Below are 25,560 nucleotides of genomic sequence, written 5' to 3' on the forward strand. Positions count from 1 at the left end.
CGCTGTACTCTTTTTACTTCTAGATCAATGACGCTTTTCTTTTTATCTACCCAATATTGATATCCTATCTGTCGGCGGAGATACATGCTAATCAACTTGCCTAAAAAACAGGCTGATCTGGATCGTCTAACCTGTTAGACTGCGCGGCCTTTTACCCACCGCTCCGGTCCCGCGATAGGGACTTTGGCTTCAAGTGAATTCCGAAATGACCGATACCCCTAAAGCGGCCGGCTTCGACCAGTTGGGTCTGCCGTCTGAAATTCTCAGCGCCATCGAAAAGCTCGGCTATGAGACTCCCTCCCCGATCCAGGCACAAACTATTCCGTCCCTGCTGGACGGGCGGGATGTGCTAGGCCAGGCCCAGACCGGCACTGGCAAGACCGCAGCCTTTGCGCTGCCGCTACTCTCCCAGCTGGACCTGAAAGACCGCCGCCCCCAGGCATTGGTGCTGGCACCGACCCGCGAACTGGCTATTCAGGTGGCTGAAGCCTGCCAGTCTTATGCGGCCAAGTTGAAAGGTTTCCACGTTGCGCCTATCTACGGTGGCGCTGACTACCGCGGCCAGATACAGCAGTTGAAGCGTGGTGTCCAGCTGGTGGTAGGTACCCCCGGGCGGGTGATGGACCATATGCGTCGCGGCTCTTTAGATCTGTCCAATCTGCGCACCCTGGTGCTGGATGAGGCGGATGAAATGCTGCGCATGGGTTTTATCGATGATGTGCAGTGGGTACTGGAGCAGATTCCTGAAGAGCGCCAGATTGCGTTGTTTTCCGCCACGATGCCGAAAGAGATCGCCCGGATTGCGCGGGAGCACCTGAATGAGCCGGTCGAAGTAAAGATCCGGGTCAAAACAGAGACTGCGGAAACTATTCGCCAGCGCTATTGGCCGGTTGGCGGCCTGCACAAGATGGATGCTCTGACCCGTATCCTGGAAGCGGAGCCGGTGGATGCCACGATTATCTTCGTGCGTACTAAAAATAGTACTGTAGAGCTGGCTGATAAGCTGGCTGCTCGGGGCTTTGCCAGCTCTGCCCTGAATGGCGATATGGCACAGAATCTGCGTGAAGCGGTTATCGATAAGCTGAAGAAAGGAAAGCTGGATATTGTTGTGGCCACCGATGTGGCAGCTCGCGGACTGGATGTAAAACGTATCAGTCACGTGATTAACTACGATATCCCCTACGATACCGAAGCTTATATCCACCGTATTGGCCGTACCGGCCGCGCCGGTCGCGAAGGCGATGCGATTTTGTTTGTGGCGCCCCGCGAGCGCCGCATGCTGCGGGTCATCGAAAAAGCGACCAAGAAACCGATCGAGAAGCTGGAATTGCCCAGTGCTGATGCGGTCAATAGTGCCCGTATGCAGCGTTTCCGCGAGCGCATCACTGCAACGCTGGAAGGCCAAACTGACCTGGCGCCCTATCGCCAGCTGGTTGAGGAATTCCTGGCGCAGAATGAGGTTGATCCACTGGATGTTGCCGCCGCACTGGCTGCAATGGCCCAGGGTGACCAGCCTCTGTTGATTCAAGAGAAAGAGCAGAAGCCACGTAAAGAGCGTCGTGAGCGTGACGATGACTTTGATGGTGGTCGCCGTCGCAAAAAGGAAAGCTTCGAGAAAGATCGCAAGCTGCCGCCGCCCGATGAGGGTCTGGATCGTTTCCGTATCGAGGTTGGCCGCGAGCAGGGCGTGCGCCCTGGCAGCATTGTTGGCGCTATTGCCAATGAAGTGGATCTGGACAGCTCCTACATCGGCCGTATCGAAATCTACAATGATTTCACCACAGTAGATCTGCCCCAGGGAATGCCGAAAGAAGTGTTCCAACACCTGAAGAAGGTGCGTGTTGCCGGTAAGCCGATGAAGATCACTCGCTTCGATGAAGCGGCGGTCAAGTCGAAAGGGAAACCCAGGGGTAAGCCTAAGTTCAAGCCGAAAGGTAAGCCCAAAGCCAAACGCAGCAATAACGACGATTAAGTCGTACTTGTTTTAGCAGGTTTATTCCGGGAGAGCGCAGGTCTGCGCTCTCCCATTCAGTTTCCCTTCTTCTATTTCTTCCCTGTTTTGAATTAGCGCTGCGGCAGCATACGGGTGAGTGTGTTATCGCGGGCGATAAAGTGGTGCCACAAGGCGGCGGCGATATGCAGTCCAACCAGTATGAGCAGGGCGGGCCACATTACATCTTTGTGCAGGAAAGCGATTTGCTTGCCCAGATCCGGGTTTTTGGCGAACAGGTTGGGAATGGCAAACAGCCCAAAAAATTCGGTATCGCGCCCAAACAGCTGGCGCATCACAATGCCGGATACCGGCATAGCCAGAATCAACAGGTAGAGTCCACCATGGGTCAGGCTGGACAGTGCCTTCTGCCACTTCTTGCCTTCAATCTGTGGGCGTTTGTGACGTGCACGCCAGTAGAGGCGAAGGGCCAGAAGCATCAGGACACCGACTCCCAGGGAGAAGTGCAGCTGCATAAACCAGCCGCGCATGGGGTCGCCGCGTTCGTAAAACTCATGCAGTTCAACCGCTCCCCACACAGAGAGCAGTAGGATTACAAAAAGCCAGTGCAGTCCTTTACTCACTGAGTTCCAACGTTCAACCGGGTTTGACATAGAGGGTCTCCTACAAAGTCCAGGCATTTGGCCGGGTACAGGCCACTGCCGTATATAAGGAGCCTCTGAATAACTCCGTGATGCCTCTGCGGGTCTTGAAGGCCGCAGGTGTTAGACGCAGCTCAGTGCGAATGGTCACAGTCCTTTGCAGACGCTGCTATGCGGCAGATGCGGCTTTCAAGGCCCGCCCTTCGGGGCTTGCAGAGCGATTCACACTCTGCGTTGCGACTTCTTGCAAGGTCTGGACATTCCTGCGAAGCCGCGTCTTGATTGTGAACCGCTCTGTAAGCCAGAGGTATCACGGAGTTGTTCAGAGGCTCCATCGTTATTTGTGTGATTTTACCGGCCTCTCCGGCCAGGCCAAACCATTGATTTGTTTGATCTGAAAATATTCAGTTTGTTTGATAATTGTGCTGAGGTTGAGTGAGTCATTATTTCCGCAAAGGCTTAAGCCGCCCAGTTAACTTTTGTAAGTGGTTAGGCAGGTTCTGCCACACTGGGGCTGGTTTTGGCCGCTCTCACACCCTGCAGATTGGCAAAGCTGGTATCCCGTGCGGTTTTGAGAAAGTCTGTGAGATAAGGTTGCTCGAGCATATCTTCCCGCACTGCCGCGTAGAGGGTGCTCCAAAGGCCCTCTTTACCCAGCTGGAGTTGGGAAACAAATCCCTTTTGCAGGTACTCGTGCAGCGCCCAATTGGGGAGGGCGCAAACCCCTCGGCCGCTGGCTACTAACTGAACCATCATCACGGTGAGTTCTGCGGTTCGAACACCCGCTGGCTCTATTCCGGCTGGATCGAGAAAGTGCTGGAATATATCCAGCCGCTCGCGCTCAACCGGATAGGTAATCTGGACTTCACCAGCCAATTCCTGCGGTTCTACCCAGCGCCGCTTGCTCTCCTGCGCCAGTGGGTGTTTGCGGCTTATGGCAAGGCACATTTCAAAGCTGAACAGCGGCTCGTAGTGTAAGCCTTTGAGGTCCGGGTCTGGATTAGAAGTGACAACCAGGTCCAGATCGCCGCGCACCAGTGCGGGCAGGGGAGCGAAGTGGAAGCCGCTGCACAGGTCCAGTTCCACTTCTGGCCAGCTGTCCCGGAAGGTATTCAGTGCGGGCATCAGCCACTGGTAGCAGCTGTGGCACTCGATAGCGATATTGAGCCTGCCCGCTTGCCCAGATGCCAGCCGGGACAGGTCCCGCTGTGCTATAGCTACCTGGGGCAGTATGTCGTCCGCCAATTGCAGCAGTCTCAGACCGGCACTGGTAAATCGCAGAGGCCTGGATTTGCGTATAAACAGTTCTTGGCCGAGCCGGTCCTCCATTTCGCGAAATAAGTGCGAAAGAGCCGACTGGGTCAGGTGAAGGAGCTCCGCTGCGCGTACCAGGCTGCCTGTCTCACGCAAAACACTCAGCGCACGCAAATGGCGCAATTCAATCATCATTAAAATTATTCATGTTATTTGCAAAAAATATGAAATTGATTGAACAGTACTGTGCGCACACAATCAAGTCAGGACTCTCGCTAATGCGACCGTTACCGAGATCGCAGCTGCGGGGTATTTTTCAATGGGGCAACTTTGTTCCCCTCACAGGAAAGAGCTTGGGAAGGCGGCCATGGTGCAAACACATATCCTCGGCTATCCGCGTATCGGAGCCAATCGCGAATTAAAGAAAGCGCAAGAAGCCTATTGGCGCGGTGATATACCCCAGCAGCAGTTGCTGCAAGTGGGCACAGAGATACGCCGTGGTAACTGGCAGGCCGAAAGTGAGGCCGGTTTGAGCCGTGTGGCTGTGGGAGATTTCGCCTGGTACGACCAGGTTCTGAATCACTCCCTGATGTTTGGTGTGGTCGGTCAGCGATTTAAAGAAGGAGCAGCAGACAACAAGCTGGACCAGTATTTCCGCTTGGCCCGTGGTCGCGCTCCATCGGGACAGCCGGTAGCGGCCAGTGCCATGACCAAGTGGTTTGATACCAACTATCACTACTTGGTCCCTGAACTCTCCAATGATCAGGCCTTCTCCCTGGATAGTGAGTGGTTACTTGACGAGGTGCGGGAAGCCCAATCCCTGGGCTACAAAGCCAAGCCGGTGGTTATCGGACCACTCACTTACCTGTGGCTGGGGCGAGGTGTGGATAGCCCTCTGGATTTAGTGCCAAAACTCCTGCCTTGCTATGCCGAGTTGCTGTCTCAGCTCGCTGACCTCGGAGTTGAATGGGTGCAGTTGGATGAACCCATACTAGGCCTGGATCTGCCGGATGAATGGCGTGGGGCTTTTGATAGCACCTACCAGCAGATTGCGGCAGTAGCCCCGGGGGTGAATACACTGCTGGCTACCTATTTCTCACCTTTGCGCGAGAATTTGGAGCTGGTATTTTCCCTCCCGGTGTCCGGGGTACATATTGACTGTGTACGCGCACCTGAAGAACTTGAAGCTGCGGCCCAGCTGGCAGGTAAGAACAAGGTTCTGTCTGCGGGTGTGATTAATGGGCGAAATGTGTGGCGAGCAGACCTCAACCGCTGGCAGGGCACTTTGCAGCCTTTGGCGAAACAGTTGGGAGATCGCCTGTGGCTATCAGCCAGTTGCTCCCTACTTCATAGCCCTGTGGATCTGGAAACGGAGATCAAGCTGCCCAGTGAGCAAAAACAGAAGCTTGCTTACAGCCGCCAGAAACTTCAGGAATTGGCTCAATTACAGCAGCTGCTCAATGAGGACACAGAGATCTCTGTCTCAGGTGGAGAGAGTGGTGTAGCCGAGGGCTCCATTGCTGATCAATTACTGGATACCTGGCGTCAACAGTGCTTTCAGGATCGCTCTTTAGTACAGGCCAAGCGTTGGAAATTACCACTGCTGCCCACCACCACAATAGGCTCATTCCCACAGACGGATCTTTTGCGCGGTGTGCGCCGCAAGTACCGCAATAGCGAAATTTCTGAAGCGGATTATTTAGAACATCTACGCGCTGAAATTGCCGAAGCTATCCGTCGTCAGGAAATACTCGGTCTGGATGTACTGGTGCATGGTGAGGCTGAGCGCAACGATATGGTGGAATATTTCGGGGAGCAACTGGATGGTTTTGTACACACCGGTAATGGCTGGGTGCAAAGTTATGGCTCTCGCTGTGTGAAACCCCCGATTATTTTTGGTGATATCTCCCGACCTAACGCTATGACAGTAGAGTGGAGCAGCTATGCCCAGAGCCTTACTAATAAGCCGGTAAAAGGTATGCTCACCGGCCCGGTCACAATTCTCAACTGGTCCTTCCCGAGGGAGGACATCCACCGCAGTGAGAGCTGTCTGCAAATTGCCAAGGCATTGCGGGAGGAGGTGCTGGATCTTGAGGCGGCCGGTATCGGGATTATCCAGATTGATGAACCGGCTTTGCGTGAGGGAGTTCCCCTTCGAGAGTCTGAGCACCAGGATTATTTTGCCTGGGCGGTAGGGTGTTTCCGCTACACCTGTAGCGAAGTAAAAGCGGAAACCCAGATCCACACTCATATGTGTTATAGCAATTTCAATGCAATTATGGATGCCATTGTTTCCCTTGATGCGGATGTAATTACTATTGAATCAGCTCGCTCCGATTTGCGCCTACTCAGCGCGTTTGCCGACAAGGCCGGTGGTTACCCCAATGAAATTGGACCTGGCATTTACGATATTCACTCACCCAATGTGCCGGAAAGGGGGGAGTTGGTAGAGCGACTTAAGAAAATTGCACAGGTGGTGCCGGTTGAGAGACTTTGGGTAAATCCAGACTGTGGCCTTAAAACCCGTAACTGGGCCGAAGTGGGTTCATCCTTGCTGAATATGGTAGAAGCGGCGCGCACTGTGCGCACAGAACTGGCCTAGTTAATTTATAAATGAAAAAACCGGCAATCATTTGGATCGCCGGTTTTTTCTTTTCTGTTTTTTCCGCTTCTGTTTTTTTCGCTTAGTCGGACTTGGTGGCTACTGTAGTAGTGTTATTTAATTCAAATGGCACTGAAGGGTGGAAAGGTTTAATACCCAAGGCTGTGTAAAGCTCATCCGGGCGATACATATTCTGCCCCTCGAGTACCAGTGCAGTGCGACGCAGCGCGGTAATATCCTCAAGGGGATTTCCCTCCAGTAAAACCAGGTCTGCATTTTTTCCCACTGCAATACTGCCAGTGTACTCGTCGGCCCCCATAACCTGCGCCGGTACCAGTGTAGCCGTGCGCAGTACATCAATATTGGGAATACCTGCTTTGGCATAGAGTTCGAGTTCGCGTAACAGGGTAAATCCGGGGATGCCATCGGAGCCCGCGACCATAGTGACCTTGTGCTCGTGTAGCTTGAGCATCATGGCCAGTAGGGCTTCCGCTGAAAGGTCGTAGTCATCCCGGTGTTCCGGCTTCACATTCAGTTCGGCCCCAACAAAAGCGCGCTGGATATTCACTGGAAGGTGGTCGGTAATATCGGCAAATTCAGGATCTACTTTGCCCGGCTGGCGCAGTAACATCGAGCTGAATACGGTGGTGGTTGCGTCTACGACAGTGCCTTTCTTGGCTAGCTTATCCAGGAAAGCAGCCACTTCTTTGCTATCCAGATCCAGCTCGTGAGCGTGTTCCCCGATTTCTGTAAAGCGAAGTCTTTTACGGGTATCTATCTTGCCCATAAAATTCAGGAACAGCATATTGATATGCTGAATTTCATCAAAGCCCGCGTCCACTGCTTCTTCAGCGGTCATAAATGCAGGAATATGACCGGACAAACGCATACCATTTTCGTGGATATGCTTGGCTAAGGGAGCGATCCACTCTGGCTCCATCGAGCTGTAAGTTTTAATTTGCTGATAGCCGCGATCGGCATACCACTCGACAATATCCTTGGCTTCTTCCAGGCTGTCCGCAGTCTTGCCCATTCGCATGGCATTTTCGCTTTCCCGGTCCATAAAGCCCGCACGGAAAAGGTCGCCGCCAATGATTTGCTCTGACTCAAACATCCCTTCAATACGCATGATACTTTCATGGGTATTACCGATGTCGCGAACATTGACAATGCCAGCGGCCATATTCAGAACACCATCGGTAGGGGATAAGTGGGCGTGCATATCCCAGAGGCCGGGGATCAGCGTATGGTTACGGGCATCAATGGTGGTTGCCCCGTTGGCTTTGATCGGTTTTTTACTGATTTTTGCGATCTTTCCATCTTTGATCAGCACATGGTGCTTTCTCTGCAGTTTGCCAGATTCAACATCAACCAGGTTGACGTTGCTGATCAGGATGGGTTGGGTTGATGTGTGGGTATGTTTCTTGGCAATACTTTGCAGGTACTGGTCTGCGGCTGCGACTTGCCGAGTTTTCAGTTCTTCGAGGTGAGATTTATCCCAGCCTTTGCGCAGGATGGCGAACCATCCCCCTTCGTCGGAGGCAAATAAATCCCCATTGTCATCATACCAGGCGAGATCTGGGGTAAAGCCCAGGCCGCTTACGCCGTAAAGGTGGACCGTTTTCTTTTTCTCGCCTTGTTGCAGGGTCACTTTATCAAGCTTATGGAGGCGTGCTTTTCCTTGCGGCAGTAAATCAATATTTTGATCTGCATCGGCAATCAGTGCTTTCACCAATTGCGCCTGTACGGCAAGGGTGCTGTTCTTGGGAATATAAAATTGGGCTTCGGAAGTTTTTGCGCTGCCATGTTCATCGGAACCTTTCCAGCGAGCGACACCATTTTCCAGGGAAAATTCTTCGCTGACTGGAGCACCAAATGGGCTGATCCCTTCAATGGATAATTGCTCGGGCATTGCCGCCTCACCGATAGTGAAGCTCTCCTTGAGGTTTAGGCGGCGGTTATTCCAGCCGAGCTTTAATTCACCAGATACCTTTGTTCCATCCTGGTGAATAACTTCAGAGCCAGCAATGCCCTCTTTATCGTAAAAAATATACTCGATTGATTTTGCATAAGCGCTATTGGCTGCGGCTAGAACTGTGGCTGCGATAAGCGTTGCCAGTGTTTTTTTTCTCATGAACCGTCCCTTTTCTTGTTGTAATACCGGTGATGGACTTTGGCTTTTTTTCGGTGAGGGGGCAAGCAGCTTAGGGGCGCAAGCGGCGAGAGGAAAAGCGGGAGCGGTAGGGCGTTCTTTAATGTTTTAACTTTCGGAGTAAGGTAAAGGTATTGCGAGAGCGCTTACTTGTAAGCACTCTCACAATATTGCTTTAGTCTATGAACTAAGGGGTGCGAGAAAGGTTTTCGTTGCCGGTTGCGTGTACGACAATATTGTCTTCAATACGCACGCCGCCGTAGGGGCGGAAGCTGTCGACCTTATCCCAGTTAACCTCGGCAGCGAGGTCTGAGTCTTTTAGCTCTCCCAATAGGCTATCGATAAAGTAGAGTCCAGGTTCGATGGTAAATACCTGGTTTTCCTCGATTGTTCGGCTGGTACGCAGGAACGGGTACTCGGCTGGTGGGGGTGTCGTGCCTCCATCGGGGCCGGCCTGGTGACCGCCGACATCGTGTACCTGGAGGCCGAGGAAGTGACCCAGGCCGTGTGGCAGGAAGGGGCGAGTTAAGCCGGATTCCACGGCATTCTCGGCAGAGGTTTTGATTATGCCAAATTGGGCCAGCAGCTCTCCCACGTTTAAGTGGCACTGGCGATGTAGTTCCGGGTAAGGCAGGCCAGGTTTGAGGCCGTCTACCAGCTGCAACTGCTTTTCATCCATAGCCGCTACCAGCTCTGCGAACTCATTATCGGCATAGGCGTAGGTGCGAGTGATATCAGAGCAGTAGCCATTGCAGTCAGCACCCGCATCGATCAGGAAGCTTTTCAGCTGCGGCTCAGGCAGGCGCTCAGTAGACAGGTGGGTGTAGTGCAGGATTGCGGCGTGTTCATTCAAGGCAACAATGTTGCCGTAAGGCATACGGTTCTCGCCCTGGCCAGCAGCGCCCAGGTAGGCCTGATTGATTTCAAATTCACTGGCGCCACTGCGGAAAGCCTGTTCGGCGGCGCGGTGCCCATTGACCGCAATACGGTTCGCTTCACGCAGGCAGGCGACCTCATAAGGCGTTTTATAAGCGCGGGCCCAGTGCAAGCGGTTGATCAGAAGCTCCGGATTTTCCTCCCCCAGTGACCAGCCTTGCAGCTTGTCGCTCTCACCGATAAAAGCGGCATTCTCTGGGCTCAGGAACGCCTGGGCATCGGCCGGCTTGCTCAGTAGCTCGATATCGTAGAAATCGCTCCAGAAGGTCTGGGGTGCCGGCGGTACATAGTGCCAAAAGTCTACTGGGCGGTAGAACAAAAGCTTTGGCTTTTGTCCGCGCTGATAGATAACCCAGCTGTGGGGGTTGTCGGTAATGGGAACCAGTGCCTTAAAGTGGGGATTCACCTTAAACGGGTAATAGTTATCGTCCAGGAACTGCACCCTGGGAGCGCCACTGAATACGTTGAGGGTATCAAACCCGCTCTGCTCGAGGATTTCGTCGTAGCGGCGGCACAGGGTGGCCATATGATCGGCGTAAAGGTTTTTATCCATGTTCTCCCCGGAATGGATCGCTGAATCGTAAAGTCGGCATAGTGTATAGTCTGGACTCTGGATATTTGGCCTGAAATTTGACCATGGAAAAGAAGATACTGCTGACCGACTGCCCCGATGATAAGGGGCTGATCGCAAAGATTACCAATATTTGCTACAAGCACCAGCTGAACATCATCAAGAATGATGAGTTCGTGGATCGGGTTGAGGGGCGCTTCTTTATGCGCACTGCCCTGGAGGGTATCTTTAACGATGCCACCTTCCTGGAAGATCTGGATATGACACTGCCCCAGGGCGCAGAGCGTCGCTTGGTATCCATAGAGCGGAAGAAACGCCTGGTGCTGATGGTTACCCGCGAGCCCCACTGCCTGGGGGATATCCTGATGAAGTGCTATTCCGGCGCTATGGATGTGGAGATCGCGGCTGTTATCGGCAATCACCCGGATCTGGAGGGGCTGGTACAGAAGTTTGATATTCCTTTCCACTGTATTTCTGCAGAGGGGATGGAGCGCGGAGCTCACGAGCAGCAAGTGGCCACCTTAGTGGATGAGTACAACCCGGATTATCTGGTGCTGGCCAAGTATATGCGCGTGCTGACCCCTGATTTTGTTGCTCGCTATAGTGGACGCATTATCAACATCCACCATTCTTTCCTGCCCGCATTTATCGGAGCCAAGCCCTATCAGCAGGCCTACGAGCGTGGAGTAAAAATTATTGGAGCCACAGCGCACTTTGTTACCGATGATCTGGATGAAGGGCCGATCATTGAACAGGATGTAATACATGTGGATCATGCCTATTCTGCAGAAACCATGGCGGATGCAGGTAGGGATGTTGAAAAATTGGTTTTGACTCGAGCTCTGCAACTAGTTTTGCAGGAGCGAGTGTTTATACACGGAAATAAAACAGTGGTATTTAAATAGAAACGCAGTAAACAATACTAACTTTGCGCTCGATGTAGTAAAGCAGGTTAGTGTTTAGAGAGGATTTTGAGTGAATAATAAAAATATTAGCAGTCTTCAGGCCCGCTTATTTATTGCCGCTGGCCTAGCGTTACCTATTTTTCTCAGTGCCTGTTCCAGTAACAAGCCGATTCCCGGAATGAAAGAGTTGTTTGTAACTAAGATTGCTCAAAACGGAGCTAAGCGTTTTACATTTACTCTTGAGAAGGATCGGCAGGATCTTCCTCCCCCAGTTTCAAACCAGCCTAGTTCTCAACGTCGAATGCAGCGGGATACTATCGGTTTGGGAGGCCGTTCAAGTGACCGAGTAGAGCGTTATTTAGATTGGGCTCTCGAGCAAAAGATGTTGGAAACCGGTTTCTGTGAGCGTGGCTATTTTGAAATTGAACGGGTTATTTCTGCAGATGGGGGTGAGGTGCGGGGAGAGTGCCGAGAAGGCGCTTTTTAGTGTCTTTTCTGCTTGCTAGACCTGTGCAGTAATTCAAGCCGATGTAAAAAGACAGGGGCTCTTTACCAGCTATTGCAGATAATAATAATGAAGTCTGAATCAATATTGGAAATGGTGTCTACCCAGCAGATTATTGCGGTTTTTGATTTAATATCAGATATTATTTTTTGGGTGAAAGATGATTCTGGTTACGTAGTACATTGTAACCGAGAGTTTATTGAGCATGTGGGATGCAGGTCCCTTAATCAGGTTGTGGGCCGCTCTGATATGGATTTTTCCCCCTCTTATCTCGCAAAAAACTATATGCGTGATGACCAAAGAGTGATGGAGGGTGAAACGATTACAGATCGACTGGAGTTAAATATAGGGAAAAGTGGGGAGTTGGTTTGGTTTACGACATCCAAGCGCCCACTAAAGAATTCCACTGGAAAAATTATTGGTACCTATGGCGTAGCTCGCGATCTTAATGAGACGGTCAAAACGCTCTCCAGAATGGATAAGCTGAAAAAGCCTGTTGAATATATTAAAAATAATTACAGTCAGCCGATTACTGTCGAACAGCTAGCAGAGGTAGCCAGTTTGTCTGTTAGCGCCCTTGAGAGGCGATTTAAAAAGTATTTGGAGAAAACTCCAATGCAGTTTGTCAGGGAGGTTAGGTTAGAGAACTCCCGTCGTATGCTGGTGGACACTCAGCGGCCAATTTCTGAAATCGCATACCGTGTCGGGTTTCCATCTCACAGTTACTTCAGTAGGCATTTCAAGACCATGTTTGGGCAGCTTCCCGCTATTTATAGAGAAGAAGTTCAGTCTCAACTTTGAATGCGATAGGCCATTCCTGAACTACTTAGAGATGGATAATCAATAGAATTTTTTTGTTGAAATGGTTTGGTGCTGGCTTTCTTCTCTTTAAAAATAGTTTATCTATTTGTTGAGTATCCTGTAAATCCATAATCGAATTTTGGCCTTTCATACCTTCTATTACCTTTCCCTTAGTGTCCTCCAAAATTCCAAACGCCGATTTTGTTCTATTCCTGTCTCAGTTTCTATTACCCCCCTATCCCGTTTTTTTCTTAGGGTTTTAGTGCTCAACAAGTGGACTGTCATTACGGGGTTTAGGGTCCCCTGACGGTTTCTCGCCCCTCTCCAATTTGGAGAGGGGCTCTTTTAAAAAACTTATAAGAAAAGAAAGTTGGGATACTATGAAAACAGTCAAGAATAATAGACAAACCACTCTCAAAATCTGGAGTCGGGAGATTAAGCAGAAATCGCTAGTCTCAGCTATTTCATTAGCCATTAGTAGCGTGGCGATTGCTGATGATATTTCTGAGAAAGACAAACCGATGGATCATATTGAGGTAATCGGAATTCTTGAGAGTAATACCAGAAACCTGGAAATTAAGCGGGATTCTAATGCTATTGTAGACGCGATAACCGCCGAGGATGTGGGCAAGTTCCCGGATAAGAATGTTGCAGACTCTCTTCAGCGCGTGCCAGGGATTACAATTACACGCAGTGGTGGAGAGGGTAGTCGAGTCAGTATTCGTGGCACCAGTGCCGAGTGGACTTTGACTCAATTAAATGGAAACTACATTGCAACCTCTGATGGAGAAGCGCCATCTCGAAGCTTTAATTACACTTTGCTGCCATCCAACATGATTAGCAAAGTAGAAGTTTACAAAAGCCCGGAAGCTAGAATTGATGAAGGAGGAATTGGCGGAACGGTTATTCTACACAGTCGTAAGCCTCTGGAAATGGATTCTGGTGAGGGTGTTATAACTACTGAAACTACTTACTCAGATACTAATGAGCAGTGGGAACCTCAATATAGTGCTTTTTACTCCTGGAAAAATGAGAGTGAAACCTTTGGTATCCTGGCTGGCTATACCAAGCAGGACAGAACCGTAACCTCAATTGAAAACTACGCGAGCCATTGGCGATTCCATTCAGATACAGTTGAAGGTGCTGAGCGTCCGGCGATTGTTGACCAGGAAACTGGTGAAGTTTACAACAATGTTTGGGCGCCCAGAGCTATGGGTATTGGCAATCATGAGCAGGATAGGGCCAGGGATGGTTATCAAATTACCACTCAATGGCGGCCAACTGAGCGCTTGGAATTTTCTCTGAACTATTTCGGTTCCCAGTTAGGGTACGATACCCGTAGTCAGAATCTCACCTTAGCTGAATGGAATGATAACCATAACCCCTACTTTGGCGTTGAGCTGGAAGGGGATACCGTAGTTACCTATGGCAACGGTGATAACGGCTTGCTAAATGCTGATAACTGGGGCGATGCTGATGTCAATGGTGGTGTTGAGGTAGAGCGAGGTTTAATGTCTCCGCAATTGACCGGGCAGGATAGCTACGGTGAATCAGAATCTCATACATTCGACCTCGAAATTCTGTATGAAGGTGACTCTTACACAGCAGCAGTGAATATTGGGCGCAGCTCTGCAAAAGGAGGTGTCTCCGAAAGAATCATGGCAAATATGGATGCACGTTATGGTTCCGTAAATAGTTGGCTGTGGTCTATTGCCGACGGGGAACCTAGCTACGAAATCTCTACAGATCTCACCTCGGATCAGGAGGCCTATCCATACTATGACTGGTTTAGTTCTGACGCTACCCAAAATCGGGATAGGGAAGATTATTATCAGCTTGATCTGGGATTTGATACCAATTGGGGAATAGTTAACAAAATCTATGTTGGTACTAAATATCGGGATCATGAAGCTAAGTCCCTAAGAGATACTTTCCTGTGGGATGACGGTATTTCGGATAACGGTGGTTATCGTGGGTGGTTGTCGGGTACCGAATGGTTCCACAACCCGGATTTTCATCCAGACACTTCAATCTTACTTGGCGGCAGCGTAATCGATAATAGCGCAGGCGATACCGGGGCTATTAACTATCTGCCTTTTAATATAGATGCGCTTAAAGCCTACGTTAGTGATAATTTCACCCGGACTGTAGTTCCTGTCTTATCCGGTACCTATACCATCGAGGAGAAAATATTTTCACTTTACGCACAGGCCGATTTTGAATGGGAAGCCTTCCGGGGTAACTTTGGTGTCCGCTATGTTAATACCGACTTAACTACCTCGACGTACGATGACATCATTGGTCAAGAGACAGATATCACCAATGCAAATAACCGAAGTGCTGATAGTGAAAACTTCCTGCCAAGTTTGAATATTGCCTGGGATCTAACTGATGACCTTGTAATACGATTTGCTGCAGCAAAAACCATGTCTCGAGTTAGTTATGCTGATTTGGGGCAGGCTGAGTCTTATGGCCCCCCTGTAAATATTAACTCGCCGGATTCTTGGACCGGCCGTGGGACTGGCACTTCAGCAAATACTGGGCTAGAAGCGATGCTCTCCAATCAATTCGACCTGGGAATTGAATGGTATTACTTTGATGCTTCCGCACTTGGGGCAACATTATTTAGTAAGGATATCAGCAACCTTCCTATAACCACAACTGAAGTTGTATTACGTGAGCACAGTTGCTGCAATGGTCTCATCGAAGTGGATATGACCACAAAAACGGGTGGTGCTGAGGCAACTTCAAGAGGCGTTGAGCTGTTTGCACAACACGCGTTCGAAAGTGGTTTTGGTGTAATGGCAAATTATACCTACACCGACACCAGTACTTCAGGGGTGTTTGTTAATGGTGAAGAAACGGAGGCAGAAATTCCTGGAACGGCTAAGCACCAGTACAACCTTTCCGGTTATTATGAAAATGATTTGTACAGTGTGCGAGCATCTTATAACTGGAAAGATGATCGAGCTGGGGGACTTCACCAAGGGTATAATTTATACGATAAAGCTTATGGGCAGCTTGATCTTAATGCCAGCTTTACCTTCAATGAAAACCTAAATTTCACGGCATCTATCATTAATTTAACGGAGGAAAAGGCAGAGGGGTTCTGGAAGCAGGAAAACAGAATGACTTATTATAATTACTCTGGGCGCCGACTATATATTGGTGCAAACTATAAATTCTAATACCTCGTTGATCGTAGTATTGGGTGTAGAGTGTAAGCTCTACACCATTTTTTTTGACTATCGATATTAGATTATAGAATTCACATAACTACATAATAAAAAATGAGTATAAACATGAAACAATCGACACGTAGAGCAATGCAGGCTGCTTGTGCCACCATTCTATTTCAGACTGGTGCATACGCAGATATTGAAGTGGTCAATTCGGATGACTGTCCCTCGGATACTACAACAGTAAGCTATTCTGAAGCGCTTAATTATCCTAATGAATTTTGTGATCTTCTCAATGATGGTGATTTGGTTGGTTTATCAGAAGGGTCTTCAATAGAACATCTGGGAAATAATTGCCAATTGACGAGTAATGAAAGTCGCCAATTATCCATGACATTATGTAAATCCGAACCTTCAGCGCCTCATGTTGTTAGTGGAAGCAGCTGTGCATCTGATGCAAGCCCGGTCACCTATCTTGAGGCTCAAATCTATAAGGATGAGCTGTGTTCCGTCCTGGGGAACTGGGAAATTGCAAATCTTGCCGATAATGCCTCCATGGATGGCAGCGGGTATGGGTGTGGTTCACGTAAGAATGAAATCCGTGAGCTGGGCTCAACTCTGTGTAAATCTGATACTCCTCAGGAAAGTGTGTCAGCGCCTAAAGTTGCTTACGTAGAAGTTAATAGTAATAACCTGGGCAATGCAGGCTGCTTTACAGAGAGCGATGGCAGCCAGTTGTTTGATATAGCTGTGATCTTCGCGGCAAATATTAATTACGATGGTCAGAAAGCTGTACTGCATTTTAATGACCAAGTGTCAGACTTGCTCAATAACAATTTGAGTACAGTACAAGACTTGCAAGACAGGGGTACGAAAGTGGTGCTCAGTGTTCTCGGAAATCACCAAAATGCAGGTTGGTCTTGTTTTGCCGATGAGCAATCTGCTGATGACTTTGCTCAGCAGTTGAAAGATGCAGTGGATCATTATGGTCTGGATGGTATTGATATTGATGATGAGTACTCACAGTGCAGCCAAACCTATTCTGATTCCCTGGTAAAAGTGACTAGTGCATTGCGAGAGAAAATGCCGAATAAAATCATTTCCAAAGCACTCTGGAGTGATACCGATGCTTTTCAGGCTGAATGGAATGGCAAGAAACTGGGCGATCAACTAACTTATGGCTGGGAGATGAGCTATTGGTTGGGCTCAAGCTGCACTTCACGAGTTCAGAAGTACTTAAACTTGGGGGTCGATAGATCCAAATTGGGTGTTGGCGCTTCTACTGTGTTGAATGGCGCTTCCGCTGCAAGTGCATTAGCTTCCTGTAATGAAAATAATAACCTGGGTGGCGGCACTATGATATTTAATGTAACTAAAGATTCTAGCAGTTACCTTTCTACAATATGGCCAGGTACTTCAGCGCTTCCTAATTGCCTTAAGTAGTTCAAAAATATTGATAGTTATGATTTAGTTAATTTTCTTTAGTAAATCTATTTCGGAGTGGGTAGTAAACACTCCGAAATACAATCCTTATACTCGGTTCCTAAGGAGTGATTTCTGGTTCTTACCGGATGCACCTATACTATTCCTAAATAAAGCCCTTTTTAAAGAAGGCCTCATTGGGGTGTGGCTTTTTCTTTGCCATTGCTTCCATATGACCTTTCTGTTCTGCTTTCGCTTGGTTTTTCTTTTTCCTACAGGGACGACAACGAATCGTAGAGGTCTCAAAGTCTCCCTTGGCGATTTCATACCACCATTTTTGTTGCTTTGCCGTCCATACTTCATCTGAGCCACAATCTTTACATTGAAATTCTCGATCCAAGTAGTAGAGAAGAGTGTCAATGTAGTAAGAGTGGTGCACAATTGCTGCCCTATCTACCGCAATGGCCCAGTCGGGAATGGGGCCACTGAACTGATCAAGGATCTTGCCTCTATTTAACTTCTCTATTCTTTTTCTTCGAGCTTGCTTAATTTCGGTTCTTCTTTGTTTGCCGCTTTTCATTGGGTGTTCCTTACCATTGATTGAGATGAAAAGGGGAAAGCTTTGCGGGTGGTGCGAAGGTTAAATAGGCCTAATAAAAACGAAAAAGCGGGCATAAAGCCCGCTTTTAATCCTTCCTGAGAGTGTCTGATTTTACTCTGCGTAGCTCTCAATCGGAGGGCAGGAGCAGATCAGGTTGCGGTCGCCGTATACGTTGTCGATACGGTTAGCAGCGGGCCACACCTTGTGCTCTTTTAACCACGCCGCTGGGCGCGCAGCGATATCGCGGGAGTAGCTGTGGGTCCACCCTTCGCTCATCACGTCTTCGAGAGTGTGAGGGGCGTTGTGCAGCGGATTGTCCTCTGGGGTGTATTTTCCGCTGGTGACATCTTCCACTTCCTGGCGAATTGTTGCCATTGCTTCGATAAAGCGATCCAGTTCACCCTTGGATTCGCTTTCGGTAGGCTCGATCATCAGGGTGCCGGCTACCGGGAAGGACATAGTGGGGGAGTGGAAGCCAAAGTCCATCAGACGCTTGGCGATATCCTCTTCAGTGATGCCGCTGGCTTCCTTGAGTGGGCGCAGGTCAACCAAGCACTCGTGGGCAACAAAGCCATTGGTGCCGGTGTAGAGCAGGGAGTAGTATTCACCCAGTTTCTTGGCTACGTAATTGGCGTTCAGGATCGCCATCTCGGTAGCCTGCTTCATACCCTGCTTACCCATCATACGGATATACATCCAACTGATCGGCAGGATGCTGGCGGAGCCCCAGGGAGCAGCGGAGATGGTGCCGTTATCCAGATTGGTTTCCGGTACTTCAGTCACCGGGTGGGCCGCCAGGTAGGGCTTCAGGTGTTCGCCAACAGCGATCGGGCCCATGCCGGGGCCGCCGCCACCGTGAGGAATACAGAAAGTTTTGTGCAGGTTCAGGTGGGATACGTCACCACCGAACTGGCCCGGAGCTGCGACGCCAATCAGGGCGTTCATGTTGGCACCATCGATATAAACCTGGCCGCCAGCCTGGTGAACCAGATCGCAAACTTCGCGGATACCCTCCTCGAACACCCCGTGGGTGGACGGGTAGGTGACCATCAGTGCGGCAACGCGGTCGCCGTGCTCTTCGATTTTGGCTTTCAGGTCTTCGATATCCACATTGCCTTTATCATCACAGGCAACCACTACCACTTTCATGCTCACCATCATGGCGGAAGCCGGGTTGGTGCCGTGGGCAGAGGCGGGAATCAGGCAGATGTCGCGTTGGGTTTCGCCCTTCGCTTCGAAGTACTTCTTGATAGCAACCAGGCCTGCGTATTCACCCTGGGAACCGGCGTTGGGCTGCAGGCTCACCGCATCGTAACCGGTGCAGGCGGACAGCATTTGCTGTAGCTGGCGGAACATTTCCGCGTAGCCTTCCGCTTGATCTACTGGTGCGAAGGGGTGCAGCTTGCCGAACTCGGGCCAAGTGACCGGGATCATCTCCGCAGTGGCGTTCAGCTTCATGGTGCAGGAGCCCAGGGGAATCATAGAGTGATTCAGGGCGATATCCTTGGCTTCCAGAGACTTGAGATAGCGCAGCATCTCGGTCTCGGAGTGGTAAGTGTTGAACACCGGGTGAGTTAGGAATTCAGTATCGCGCACCAGGGAGGCGGGTACACCCAGAGAGCCCTTGCTGGCAATTTCGCTGTCCAGAGTATGCAGATCGATGCTGTGTTCGGTGCCGATAAAGGCATTGATCAGGTCGGACACATCTTGCAGGGTGGCGGTCTCACTCAGGCTCACACCCAGGGCGTCCTCACCAATTTTACGCAGGTTGATCTCAGCGGCCAGGGCGCGCTGGTAAATCTCTTCCTGCTTGGCGCCAACGGTGACATTCAGGGTATCGAACCAGCTATCGTGGGCCAGATTGAAGCCTTCCTGCTGCAGGGCGGAAGCGAGAATATCTGCCAGGCGCTGGATGCGGGCAGCGATGGTTTTCAGGCCTTCAGGGCCGTGGTAAATCGCATAGAAAGCGCTCATTACCGCCAACAGCACCTGGGAAGTACAGATGTTGGAGTTGGCTTTCTCGCGGCGAATATGTTGTTCGCGGGTCTGCATAGCCATGCGCAGGGCACGCTTGCCTTTGCTGTCGACGGAAACACCGATAATACGACCCGGTGCGGAGCGTTTGTAAGCTTCGCGGAAGGCGAAGAAACCGGCGTGGGGACCACCGTAGCCCATGGGGATGCCGAAGCGTTGGTTACAGCCAACAACCACGTCTGCGCCCATATCACCCGGTGCTCGGAGGGCTACCAGGCTCATCAGATCAGCGGCCACGGTTACCAGGGCGTTGGCTTCGTGTACTTTGGCAATAATGTCAGTTAGGTCACGTACGCGGCCGGTGCTGCCGGGGTATTGCAGCAGGGCACCGAACAGCTCGGCGGGGATATCTTTTTCCACATCGCCTACAACTACTTCGAAGCCGAAGTGCTCGGCGCGGGTCTTAACTACGGCGATGGTTTGCGGGTGGCAGTCCTGGTCTACAAAGTAGGCGTTGGATTTGTTGCGTTTGACCTGGCGCTTACACATGGCCATGGCTTCAGCTGCTGCGGTACCTTCATCCAGCATGGAGGCGTTGGCCAATTCCATACCGGTGAGGTCCATAATCATCTGCTGGAAGTTCAGCAGGCCTTCCAGGCGGCCCTGGGCAATTTCCGGTTGGTAAGGGGTATAGGCGGTGTACCAACCCGGATTCTCCAGCACGTTGCGCAGGATCACATTGGGGGTCATGGTGTCGTGGTAACCCATACCAATAAAGGTACGGTAGATCTTGTTGCGCGCCGCGATATCTTTCAGCTCTGCGAGGGCCTCAACTTCATTGATCGCGTCGGCCAGATCCAGCTCATCGGTCTTGCGAATGGCTTCGGGCACGGTTTTCTCGATCAGCTCTTCGAGGCTGGCAACTCCGAGGGTTTCCAGCATGGCCTCTACCTGTTTGGCATCGGGGCCGATATGGCGATGGATAAAGGCGTCGTGTTGTTCCAACTGCTGCAGCGATGGTTGGGTCATAAACTTCGTTCCTGTAGTCGCAGGGAGTCGTCGCGGTGCGCTCGCGGTTAAAAATAGCACCTGGCCTCAGTACCGCTTTTCCTGTGGAAAGCCTCGGGCCTCCGCGTTGCGGATAGGCGAGGGTAACGCTTGGGAAAATCGGTTTGCAGGCAGCCCCAGTGTCGCAATACGAAACCAAAGGGGAAGCCGGGCCATAGCGGCAGGCGCGCATCTTAGCAACCGGGGCGAGTAGGGGCAATCTGCGGGATTTGAGCGAGGAAACTGCTAAATTTGGGCTCAAAAAGTGGGTTAAATCCTGTGATATTTTGGCTGGGACGATTTTGTTCTACACAGGATGGAGTGGATTTGACGAAAGGTGTCATCTGAGAGTTTAGATGGCCTCGAAAGTGGAACAGGTTGGCTATAGACGCTTTGATAGGTTTAGGAACCCTCTGAAAAGTCCACAAGAGCAATACAGAGTAGTCAAAAGGTTCCTATGCACTAACAATCTCTTTGTTAACGCTGTTTAGCTCGACACTTAGCTCCCTTCCGCGCCGCATTAAAACGATCACGCAGGCGCTCAATCATCGCAGTACGGGCGGCATCGTGGTTGATACCCATAACCACATATACTGGCAAGCCCTCGCCATTTTCAGCAAGGGTGGTTTTCCCCACAGTTGGGTCGAAGGTGATGGGATCATAAGGAGTCATACTGTCAGCCAGTCCGGCATTTAACTGGTCTACTTCGATAAATCCGGGTACCAAATCCATATCTAAAGTTTCAGGCTCCAACAGTACCAAGGCAGCAACAATGTCCCACAGGCGAATAACGGCATCCATGGCGAAGTCACCATTACCTTGGAAATCCCCACCCTCAAATTCACGAATGGAACTGAGGAGTTGGGAGGTGTAGCAGGCTTCCGGAGTTGCGCGGCGCTCTGCGAGGGCTTCGATGGTGCTGCCTTGTACTTTGGCCATATCGGTTGAGTTGGTCGGAACCAGATAGGTTTCAATATTATTTTCACTCAGGGCGTCGAAGGCCCATTGTGCGCTCAGTGGATCGAGCAGAATATTGAATTCCTGATGGGTACTGAAGTCGCTGTCACAGCCGAAGCTGGGGTGGGAGAAAATATTGCCGCCCAGATTTCTAGATTTATCGCCAAAGCAGGCTGCTTCGTGATTCTGGGTAAACGGCTCATAATTCTCAAAGCCACCACCCATCATAATAACGCGGTCAATTTTAGCCAGCTGCTCTTCGTTGGCTTTGCCAAGTACCCGGGCCAGGGTGGTGAGTTTGCCGGTATTGAAAACTACTGGGCGTTGCTCCAGGTTATCCATCGTTTCCAGGATAATGTCTTCGGCCAGCTCAAAATTGAAGGAGACACCATTGTTACCTTGGTAGCGGTAGTGCTCCTGTTTTGCGCGCGGGATTAGGTGGTCAGTTCCATACAAGGTGGAGCCGTTGTCACGCCAGGGGCCGGGTACATACTGGCCGTAGAGGTTGATACCCATGGCGTTGCGGCGCTCCAGGTTCCAGGTACCGGTGGAGAAATCGGAGGAGTTGGGTAGTTGATAGTCTTCTCTGCCGAGAACGGCCTTATCGTCATTTACCGGAGATACTGAAGCTTTGCCGTTTGCGCCGTAGGCGACTTCTTCTGTGGCAAAATAGGCTCCGCGAATAACCTGGGTATCGTTATTTCCCAGCCATTCGAGGATGTTGTAAACAGTGTTGGCCCCGTGCGCTACGGTATTGAAAGAGTCCTCAACGACAGCCAGCTCCAGGGTATAGCGTGGGTCTTTGGCGATTAGCATCAGTGCTACGGCATCATCAAAGTTATTGAAGTCGCCAATCCAGATAATGGGTTGGGCGTTTTCAGTCTTGATGGCCTGGTGTGGTTTCTTGCTGTGAGGTCCGCTATCCGCGTTGCAAGAAGCCAATGTAGTTAGGCTGCCCAGTACCAGAGCTCCTGCAGAGAACCAGTGTTTTAATTTCATTTATCCTTCCCTAAATATTCGAGTGGTTTTACTCGGCAATCCAATAGCTCTTCCCTGATCTACTCGATTGCCACCTTGTAGCACCATTTGTTGTATGAGTTAACGGTATTACACAGGTGTGAGCCGGAACATGGCCGGCAGCGATACTTCCCTGTAGCGCTTTGTCTGAAAGCTATTTAAATCAGCCTTCAATAAATGGCTTTAAATTTCGTAATAGCTGTTGCTCCAGGGGTTCGCTACTGTTAATCCCCATATCTGTCAGTTTTGATTTATCCAACTGGCAATTGTAAGGGCGTGTCACTGTGAAATTGGGTTCACTATCAGCGCTCAGGTGTGCAGTATTCAGGTTACAAGCCTTGGCGATAATGTGTGCGAGCTCGTAGCGTGTGCAGGCCGTATCGCCACTCCACTGGTAAATGCCTTCAAAATTGATGCCACTACGGATTTTTAGCAGGCATTGCTCCAATACTTCAGCCACTTCCTCAACACTGGTGGGAAAACGAATAGCCCAGTGATCCAACGTGACTGGCTTTTGCTCGCGCAAAGTATCCAGTAGGGCGGTGATACCGGATTCCTCCAGATAGGCAACGGGCCCGAATAACCAGGGCAACCTCAATACCCAGTGGTTTCCGTTATTCAGTACGGCCTCTTCCCCTGCCAATTTACTGCGGCCATAGAAGTTAACCGGGTTGGGATTGTCATCAGCTTTGTAGGGCGGAGTGCTGCCATCAAAAACATAGTCGGTGCTGATATACACTAATTGTGTATCATTTTCGTTACAGTATTTCGCCAGGAATTCCGTGCTGCTGACATTGAGCTGCCAGGCGGTGTCGGGGCTGTCGGCGCAGCGATCAGGCCAGCGCTCGGCGGCGCAGTGAATGACAATATCGGGATTAACCTGTTGCAGGCAGGTCTTCACCGCTTCGCTATCGGACAAGTCCAGGCGAATTAAATTTTCTCCCGCGCGGGAAAAGGCGGTTCCGGTAACAGAAAAAATCGGATTGCTGGAAAGCTGTTTAAATACACTGCGCCCCAATAGGCCGGAGGCGCCGGTAATCAGTATTTTCACGGGTGATTTCCTTTTGTCAGGCTGGCGGGAAACGTGTGGCCTGAGTGGGATAAAAGATGGCGCAGGATGGTTGGGTAGGCCACAACTGAAGGCGGCCTACCCGGATGCTGCCCGGTTTGCCTATCTGAAAAGTTACAGAAGGTGATACCGGGCTGAAGCAATTTACATCTGCTCCATCACTTCAATGCCAAGCAGATCGAGGCCAGTAGCGATAGTGCTGGCCACTAGATTACATAATTGCAGGCGGCTGTGCTTCTGCTGTTCACTTACGCCTTCTTTCAATACTGGGCAGGCTTCGTAGAAGCTCATATAGGCGCTGGCCAGTTCGTACAAGTAGGTGCAGAGTACGTGCGGGAAGGTATCTTTGGCTACCTGGTCCAGTACTTCGCCAAATTGGCTTAGTTTAATTGCCAGGGCGCGTTCCTGTGGGCTTTCCAGTTGGATATCGCCCTTGAGCTCGCTCGGCTCAATACCGGCTTTACGGAAAATACTGCGTACGCGGGTGTAAGCATACTGTAGGTAGGGGGCGGTATTGCCCTCAAAGCTCAGCATGGATTCCCAGCTGAAGATATAATCGTTAGTGCGGGTCTTGCTTAGGTCCGCATATTTCACCGCACCGATGCCCACCTTGCGCGCAATTTCTGCACAGGTTTTTGCATCCAGCTCCGGGTTTTTCTCAGCCACCAGTTTCTCTGCACGCTCTACTGCTTCATCCAGGAGGGCTGCCAGTTTTACGGTGCCGCCGGTGCGGGTCTTAAATGGTTTACCGTCGTCGCCCATCATGGTGCCAAAAGCGCAATGCTCAAGAGAAACCGACTCCGGCAGGAAGCTCGCTTTGCGTGAGGCGACAAAGGCCTGCTGTAGGTGCAGGGACTGGCGAGCATCAACAACATATAGGATACGGTCGGCACTGAGTTGGTTGGCACGGTAGCGGATAGCGGCAAGGTCGGTGGTGGCATACAGGTAGCCGCCGCCTTTCTTCTGGATAATCATCGGGCTGGGGTTGCCTTCCTTATCGGCCATCTCTTCCAGGAAAACAACGATCGCGCCCTGGTCTTCAACAGCGATTCCATTATCCAAGAGCTCTTTTACCAGCACCGGCAGATCATCGTTGTACTGGCTTTCAGCGTAAACGTCTTCCTGTTTGAGGGTGACATTCAGCTTGGAGTAGATTTCTTCGCAGTGGCTGATAGAGATATCAATAAACTGCTTCCACAGTTTCAGGCACTGCTCATCTCCGCCTTGCAGTTTTACAACGTATTCACGGGCGCGATCGGCAAAGCCTTCTTCGTCATCAAAGCGAACCTTGGCTTCGCGGTAGAAGACTTCCAGATCGGCCAGTGCCACTTCTGCATCACTGTCTGCCAGCTTGTCGGAAAGGTGTGCCAGCAACATGCCGAATTGGGTGCCCCAGTCGCCCATATGATTTTGGCGAACTACTTTGTGACCTTGGAACTCCAACAGTCGTGCCAGGGCATCACCGATAATGGTGGTGCGCAGGTGGCCTACGTGCATTTCCTTGGCCAGGTTGGGATGGGAATAGTCGATGACTACGGTCTTGGGCTCTTCAACCGAGGCGATATTCAGGCGCTTGTCGCCTTGGGCGGCCAATAGCTGCTGGCTCAGCCACTGTTCGCTCAAGTGAATATTCAAGAAACCGGGGCCTGCGATCTCGACCTTTTCGATCATATCGCCCTTATCCAGCTGCTCAAGGATCTTGCCAGCCAGCTCGCGCGGGTTGGTGCCCATACGCTTGGCAGCGCCCATAGCGCCATTGGCCTGGTAGTCGCCAAATCCGGCTTTCTTCGCAGGTGCCACAATCGGGCCGCATTCTTCGGGGATACCGGCGGCGAGCATGGCGGCCTGGAATTTGTCGGTGAGGAGCTGGCGAATATTCATAGAGTGAAGTGCTGTTTTAAATTCGTGGAAACGCCGAATTTTAATGGGCGGTGGCGGCTTTGCAACCAGCGTTGGCAAAGGAGTTGGTCCGGAGT

16 protein-coding genes are annotated in these 25,560 nt (G+C 50.8%); 7 read left to right on the forward strand and 9 right to left on the reverse strand.

Annotation, left to right across the window (positions count from 1 at the left end; all coding sequences use genetic code 11):
- Window positions 1–205: 205 nt before the first annotated feature.
- Window positions 206–1,972 carry a DEAD/DEAH box helicase gene (locus tag ACJJI1_RS12335; RefSeq protein ID WP_444956829.1) on the forward strand — a complete coding sequence of 589 codons (1,767 nt, stop codon included), beginning with the start codon at window positions 206–208 and terminating at the stop codon, window positions 1,970–1,972.
- A gap of 92 nt (window positions 1,973–2,064) precedes the next feature.
- Here the strand turns inward: ACJJI1_RS12335 and ACJJI1_RS12340 are convergent, their stop codons facing one another.
- Complete coding sequence (locus tag ACJJI1_RS12340) at window positions 2,065–2,604, reverse strand: cytochrome b (RefSeq protein ID WP_444956830.1); 540 nt, start codon at window positions 2,602–2,604, stop codon at window positions 2,065–2,067.
- Window positions 2,605–3,081: 477 nt separating this feature from the next.
- Window positions 3,082–4,041 carry a LysR family transcriptional regulator gene (locus ACJJI1_RS12345; protein WP_444956831.1) on the reverse strand — a complete coding sequence of 320 codons (960 nt, stop codon included), beginning with the start codon at window positions 4,039–4,041 and terminating at the stop codon, window positions 3,082–3,084.
- 172 nt (window positions 4,042–4,213) lie between these two features.
- On the opposite strand from ACJJI1_RS12345, the gene metE reads away from it, so the two are divergent.
- Window positions 4,214–6,448, forward strand: a complete 2,235-nt coding sequence (metE, locus tag ACJJI1_RS12350; RefSeq protein WP_444959385.1) for a 5-methyltetrahydropteroyltriglutamate--homocysteine S-methyltransferase — start codon at window positions 4,214–4,216, stop codon at window positions 6,446–6,448.
- Window positions 6,449–6,530: 82 nt separating this feature from the next.
- On the opposite strand, the gene ACJJI1_RS12355 is transcribed toward metE, so the two are convergent.
- Both ACJJI1_RS12355 and pepQ read right to left on the reverse strand, forming a co-directional pair.
- A complete protein-coding gene (locus ACJJI1_RS12355; protein ID WP_444956832.1) occupies window positions 6,531–8,582 on the reverse strand; it encodes an amidohydrolase family protein in 2,052 nt (683 codons plus the stop codon).
- Between the two features lie 205 nt (window positions 8,583–8,787).
- Complete coding sequence (gene pepQ / locus ACJJI1_RS12360) at window positions 8,788–10,089, reverse strand: Xaa-Pro dipeptidase (RefSeq protein WP_444956833.1); 1,302 nt, start codon at window positions 10,087–10,089, stop codon at window positions 8,788–8,790.
- A gap of 83 nt (window positions 10,090–10,172) precedes the next feature.
- On the opposite strand from pepQ, the gene purU reads away from it, so the two are divergent.
- From purU to ACJJI1_RS12385, 5 genes are all read left to right on the forward strand, one after another.
- On the forward strand, window positions 10,173–11,012 hold the full coding sequence (purU, locus tag ACJJI1_RS12365; protein ID WP_282934112.1) for a formyltetrahydrofolate deformylase: 840 nt from the start codon (window positions 10,173–10,175) through the stop codon (window positions 11,010–11,012).
- A 70-nt stretch (window positions 11,013–11,082) separates the two neighbouring features.
- Window positions 11,083–11,499, forward strand: a complete 417-nt coding sequence (locus ACJJI1_RS12370; RefSeq protein WP_444956834.1) for a hypothetical protein — start codon at window positions 11,083–11,085, stop codon at window positions 11,497–11,499.
- Window positions 11,500–11,586: 87 nt separating this feature from the next.
- Window positions 11,587–12,318, forward strand: a complete 732-nt coding sequence (locus tag ACJJI1_RS12375) for an AraC family transcriptional regulator (protein WP_413664535.1) — start codon at window positions 11,587–11,589, stop codon at window positions 12,316–12,318.
- A 380-nt stretch (window positions 12,319–12,698) separates the two neighbouring features.
- Entirely contained in the window at window positions 12,699–15,506 is a 2,808-nt protein-coding gene (locus ACJJI1_RS12380; RefSeq protein WP_444956835.1) for a TonB-dependent receptor, read from the forward strand.
- A 114-nt stretch (window positions 15,507–15,620) separates the two neighbouring features.
- A complete protein-coding gene (locus ACJJI1_RS12385) occupies window positions 15,621–16,940 on the forward strand; it encodes a glycosyl hydrolase family 18 protein (RefSeq protein ID WP_444956836.1) in 1,320 nt (439 codons plus the stop codon).
- Window positions 16,941–17,085: 145 nt separating this feature from the next.
- Here the strand turns inward: ACJJI1_RS12385 and ACJJI1_RS12390 are convergent, their stop codons facing one another.
- From ACJJI1_RS12390 to argS, 5 genes are all read right to left on the reverse strand, one after another.
- Window positions 17,086–17,499: a zinc-ribbon domain-containing protein gene (locus tag ACJJI1_RS12390; protein WP_444956837.1), complete on the reverse strand. Its 414-nt coding sequence runs from the start codon at window positions 17,497–17,499 to the stop codon at window positions 17,086–17,088.
- A gap of 132 nt (window positions 17,500–17,631) precedes the next feature.
- The gene (gene gcvP, locus ACJJI1_RS12395; protein WP_444956838.1) at window positions 17,632–20,523 is read right to left on the reverse strand and encodes an aminomethyl-transferring glycine dehydrogenase; all 2,892 of its coding nucleotides are present in this window, start codon (window positions 20,521–20,523) and stop codon (window positions 17,632–17,634) included.
- A gap of 495 nt (window positions 20,524–21,018) precedes the next feature.
- Window positions 21,019–22,497, reverse strand: a complete 1,479-nt coding sequence (locus tag ACJJI1_RS12400) for a nucleoside hydrolase (RefSeq protein WP_444956839.1) — start codon at window positions 22,495–22,497, stop codon at window positions 21,019–21,021.
- Window positions 22,498–22,678: 181 nt separating this feature from the next.
- A complete protein-coding gene (locus ACJJI1_RS12405; protein ID WP_444956840.1) occupies window positions 22,679–23,566 on the reverse strand; it encodes a dTDP-4-dehydrorhamnose reductase family protein in 888 nt (295 codons plus the stop codon).
- Between the two features lie 162 nt (window positions 23,567–23,728).
- On the reverse strand, window positions 23,729–25,465 hold the full coding sequence (gene argS / locus ACJJI1_RS12410) for an arginine--tRNA ligase (protein WP_444914585.1): 1,737 nt from the start codon (window positions 25,463–25,465) through the stop codon (window positions 23,729–23,731).
- Window positions 25,466–25,560 lie beyond the last annotated feature (95 nt).

Source organism: Microbulbifer maximicatervae (SeqCode), from assembly GCF_052467065.1.

Coding starts and splice junctions, on each gene's coding strand:
- purU (WP_282934112.1), top strand. CDS start 10,173: ATGGAAAAGAAGATACTGCTGACCGACTGCCCCGATGATAAGGGGCTG.
- gcvP (WP_444956838.1), bottom strand. CDS start 20,523: ATGACCCAACCATCGCTGCAGCAGTTGGAACAACACGACGCCTTTATC.
- ACJJI1_RS12400 (WP_444956839.1), bottom strand. CDS start 22,497: ATGAAATTAAAACACTGGTTCTCTGCAGGAGCTCTGGTACTGGGCAGC.
- ACJJI1_RS12385 (WP_444956836.1), top strand. CDS start 15,621: ATGAAACAATCGACACGTAGAGCAATGCAGGCTGCTTGTGCCACCATT.
- ACJJI1_RS12355 (WP_444956832.1), bottom strand. CDS start 8,582: ATGAGAAAAAAAACACTGGCAACGCTTATCGCAGCCACAGTTCTAGCC.
- pepQ (WP_444956833.1), bottom strand. CDS start 10,089: ATGGATAAAAACCTTTACGCCGATCATATGGCCACCCTGTGCCGCCGC.
- argS (WP_444914585.1), bottom strand. CDS start 25,465: ATGAATATTCGCCAGCTCCTCACCGACAAATTCCAGGCCGCCATGCTC.
- ACJJI1_RS12390 (WP_444956837.1), bottom strand. CDS start 17,499: ATGAAAAGCGGCAAACAAAGAAGAACCGAAATTAAGCAAGCTCGAAGA.
- ACJJI1_RS12345 (WP_444956831.1), bottom strand. CDS start 4,041: ATGATGATTGAATTGCGCCATTTGCGTGCGCTGAGTGTTTTGCGTGAG.
- ACJJI1_RS12375 (WP_413664535.1), top strand. CDS start 11,587: ATGAAGTCTGAATCAATATTGGAAATGGTGTCTACCCAGCAGATTATT.
- metE (WP_444959385.1), top strand. CDS start 4,214: ATGGTGCAAACACATATCCTCGGCTATCCGCGTATCGGAGCCAATCGC.
- ACJJI1_RS12340 (WP_444956830.1), bottom strand. CDS start 2,604: ATGTCAAACCCGGTTGAACGTTGGAACTCAGTGAGTAAAGGACTGCAC.
- ACJJI1_RS12335 (WP_444956829.1), top strand. CDS start 206: ATGACCGATACCCCTAAAGCGGCCGGCTTCGACCAGTTGGGTCTGCCG.
- ACJJI1_RS12380 (WP_444956835.1), top strand. CDS start 12,699: ATGAAAACAGTCAAGAATAATAGACAAACCACTCTCAAAATCTGGAGT.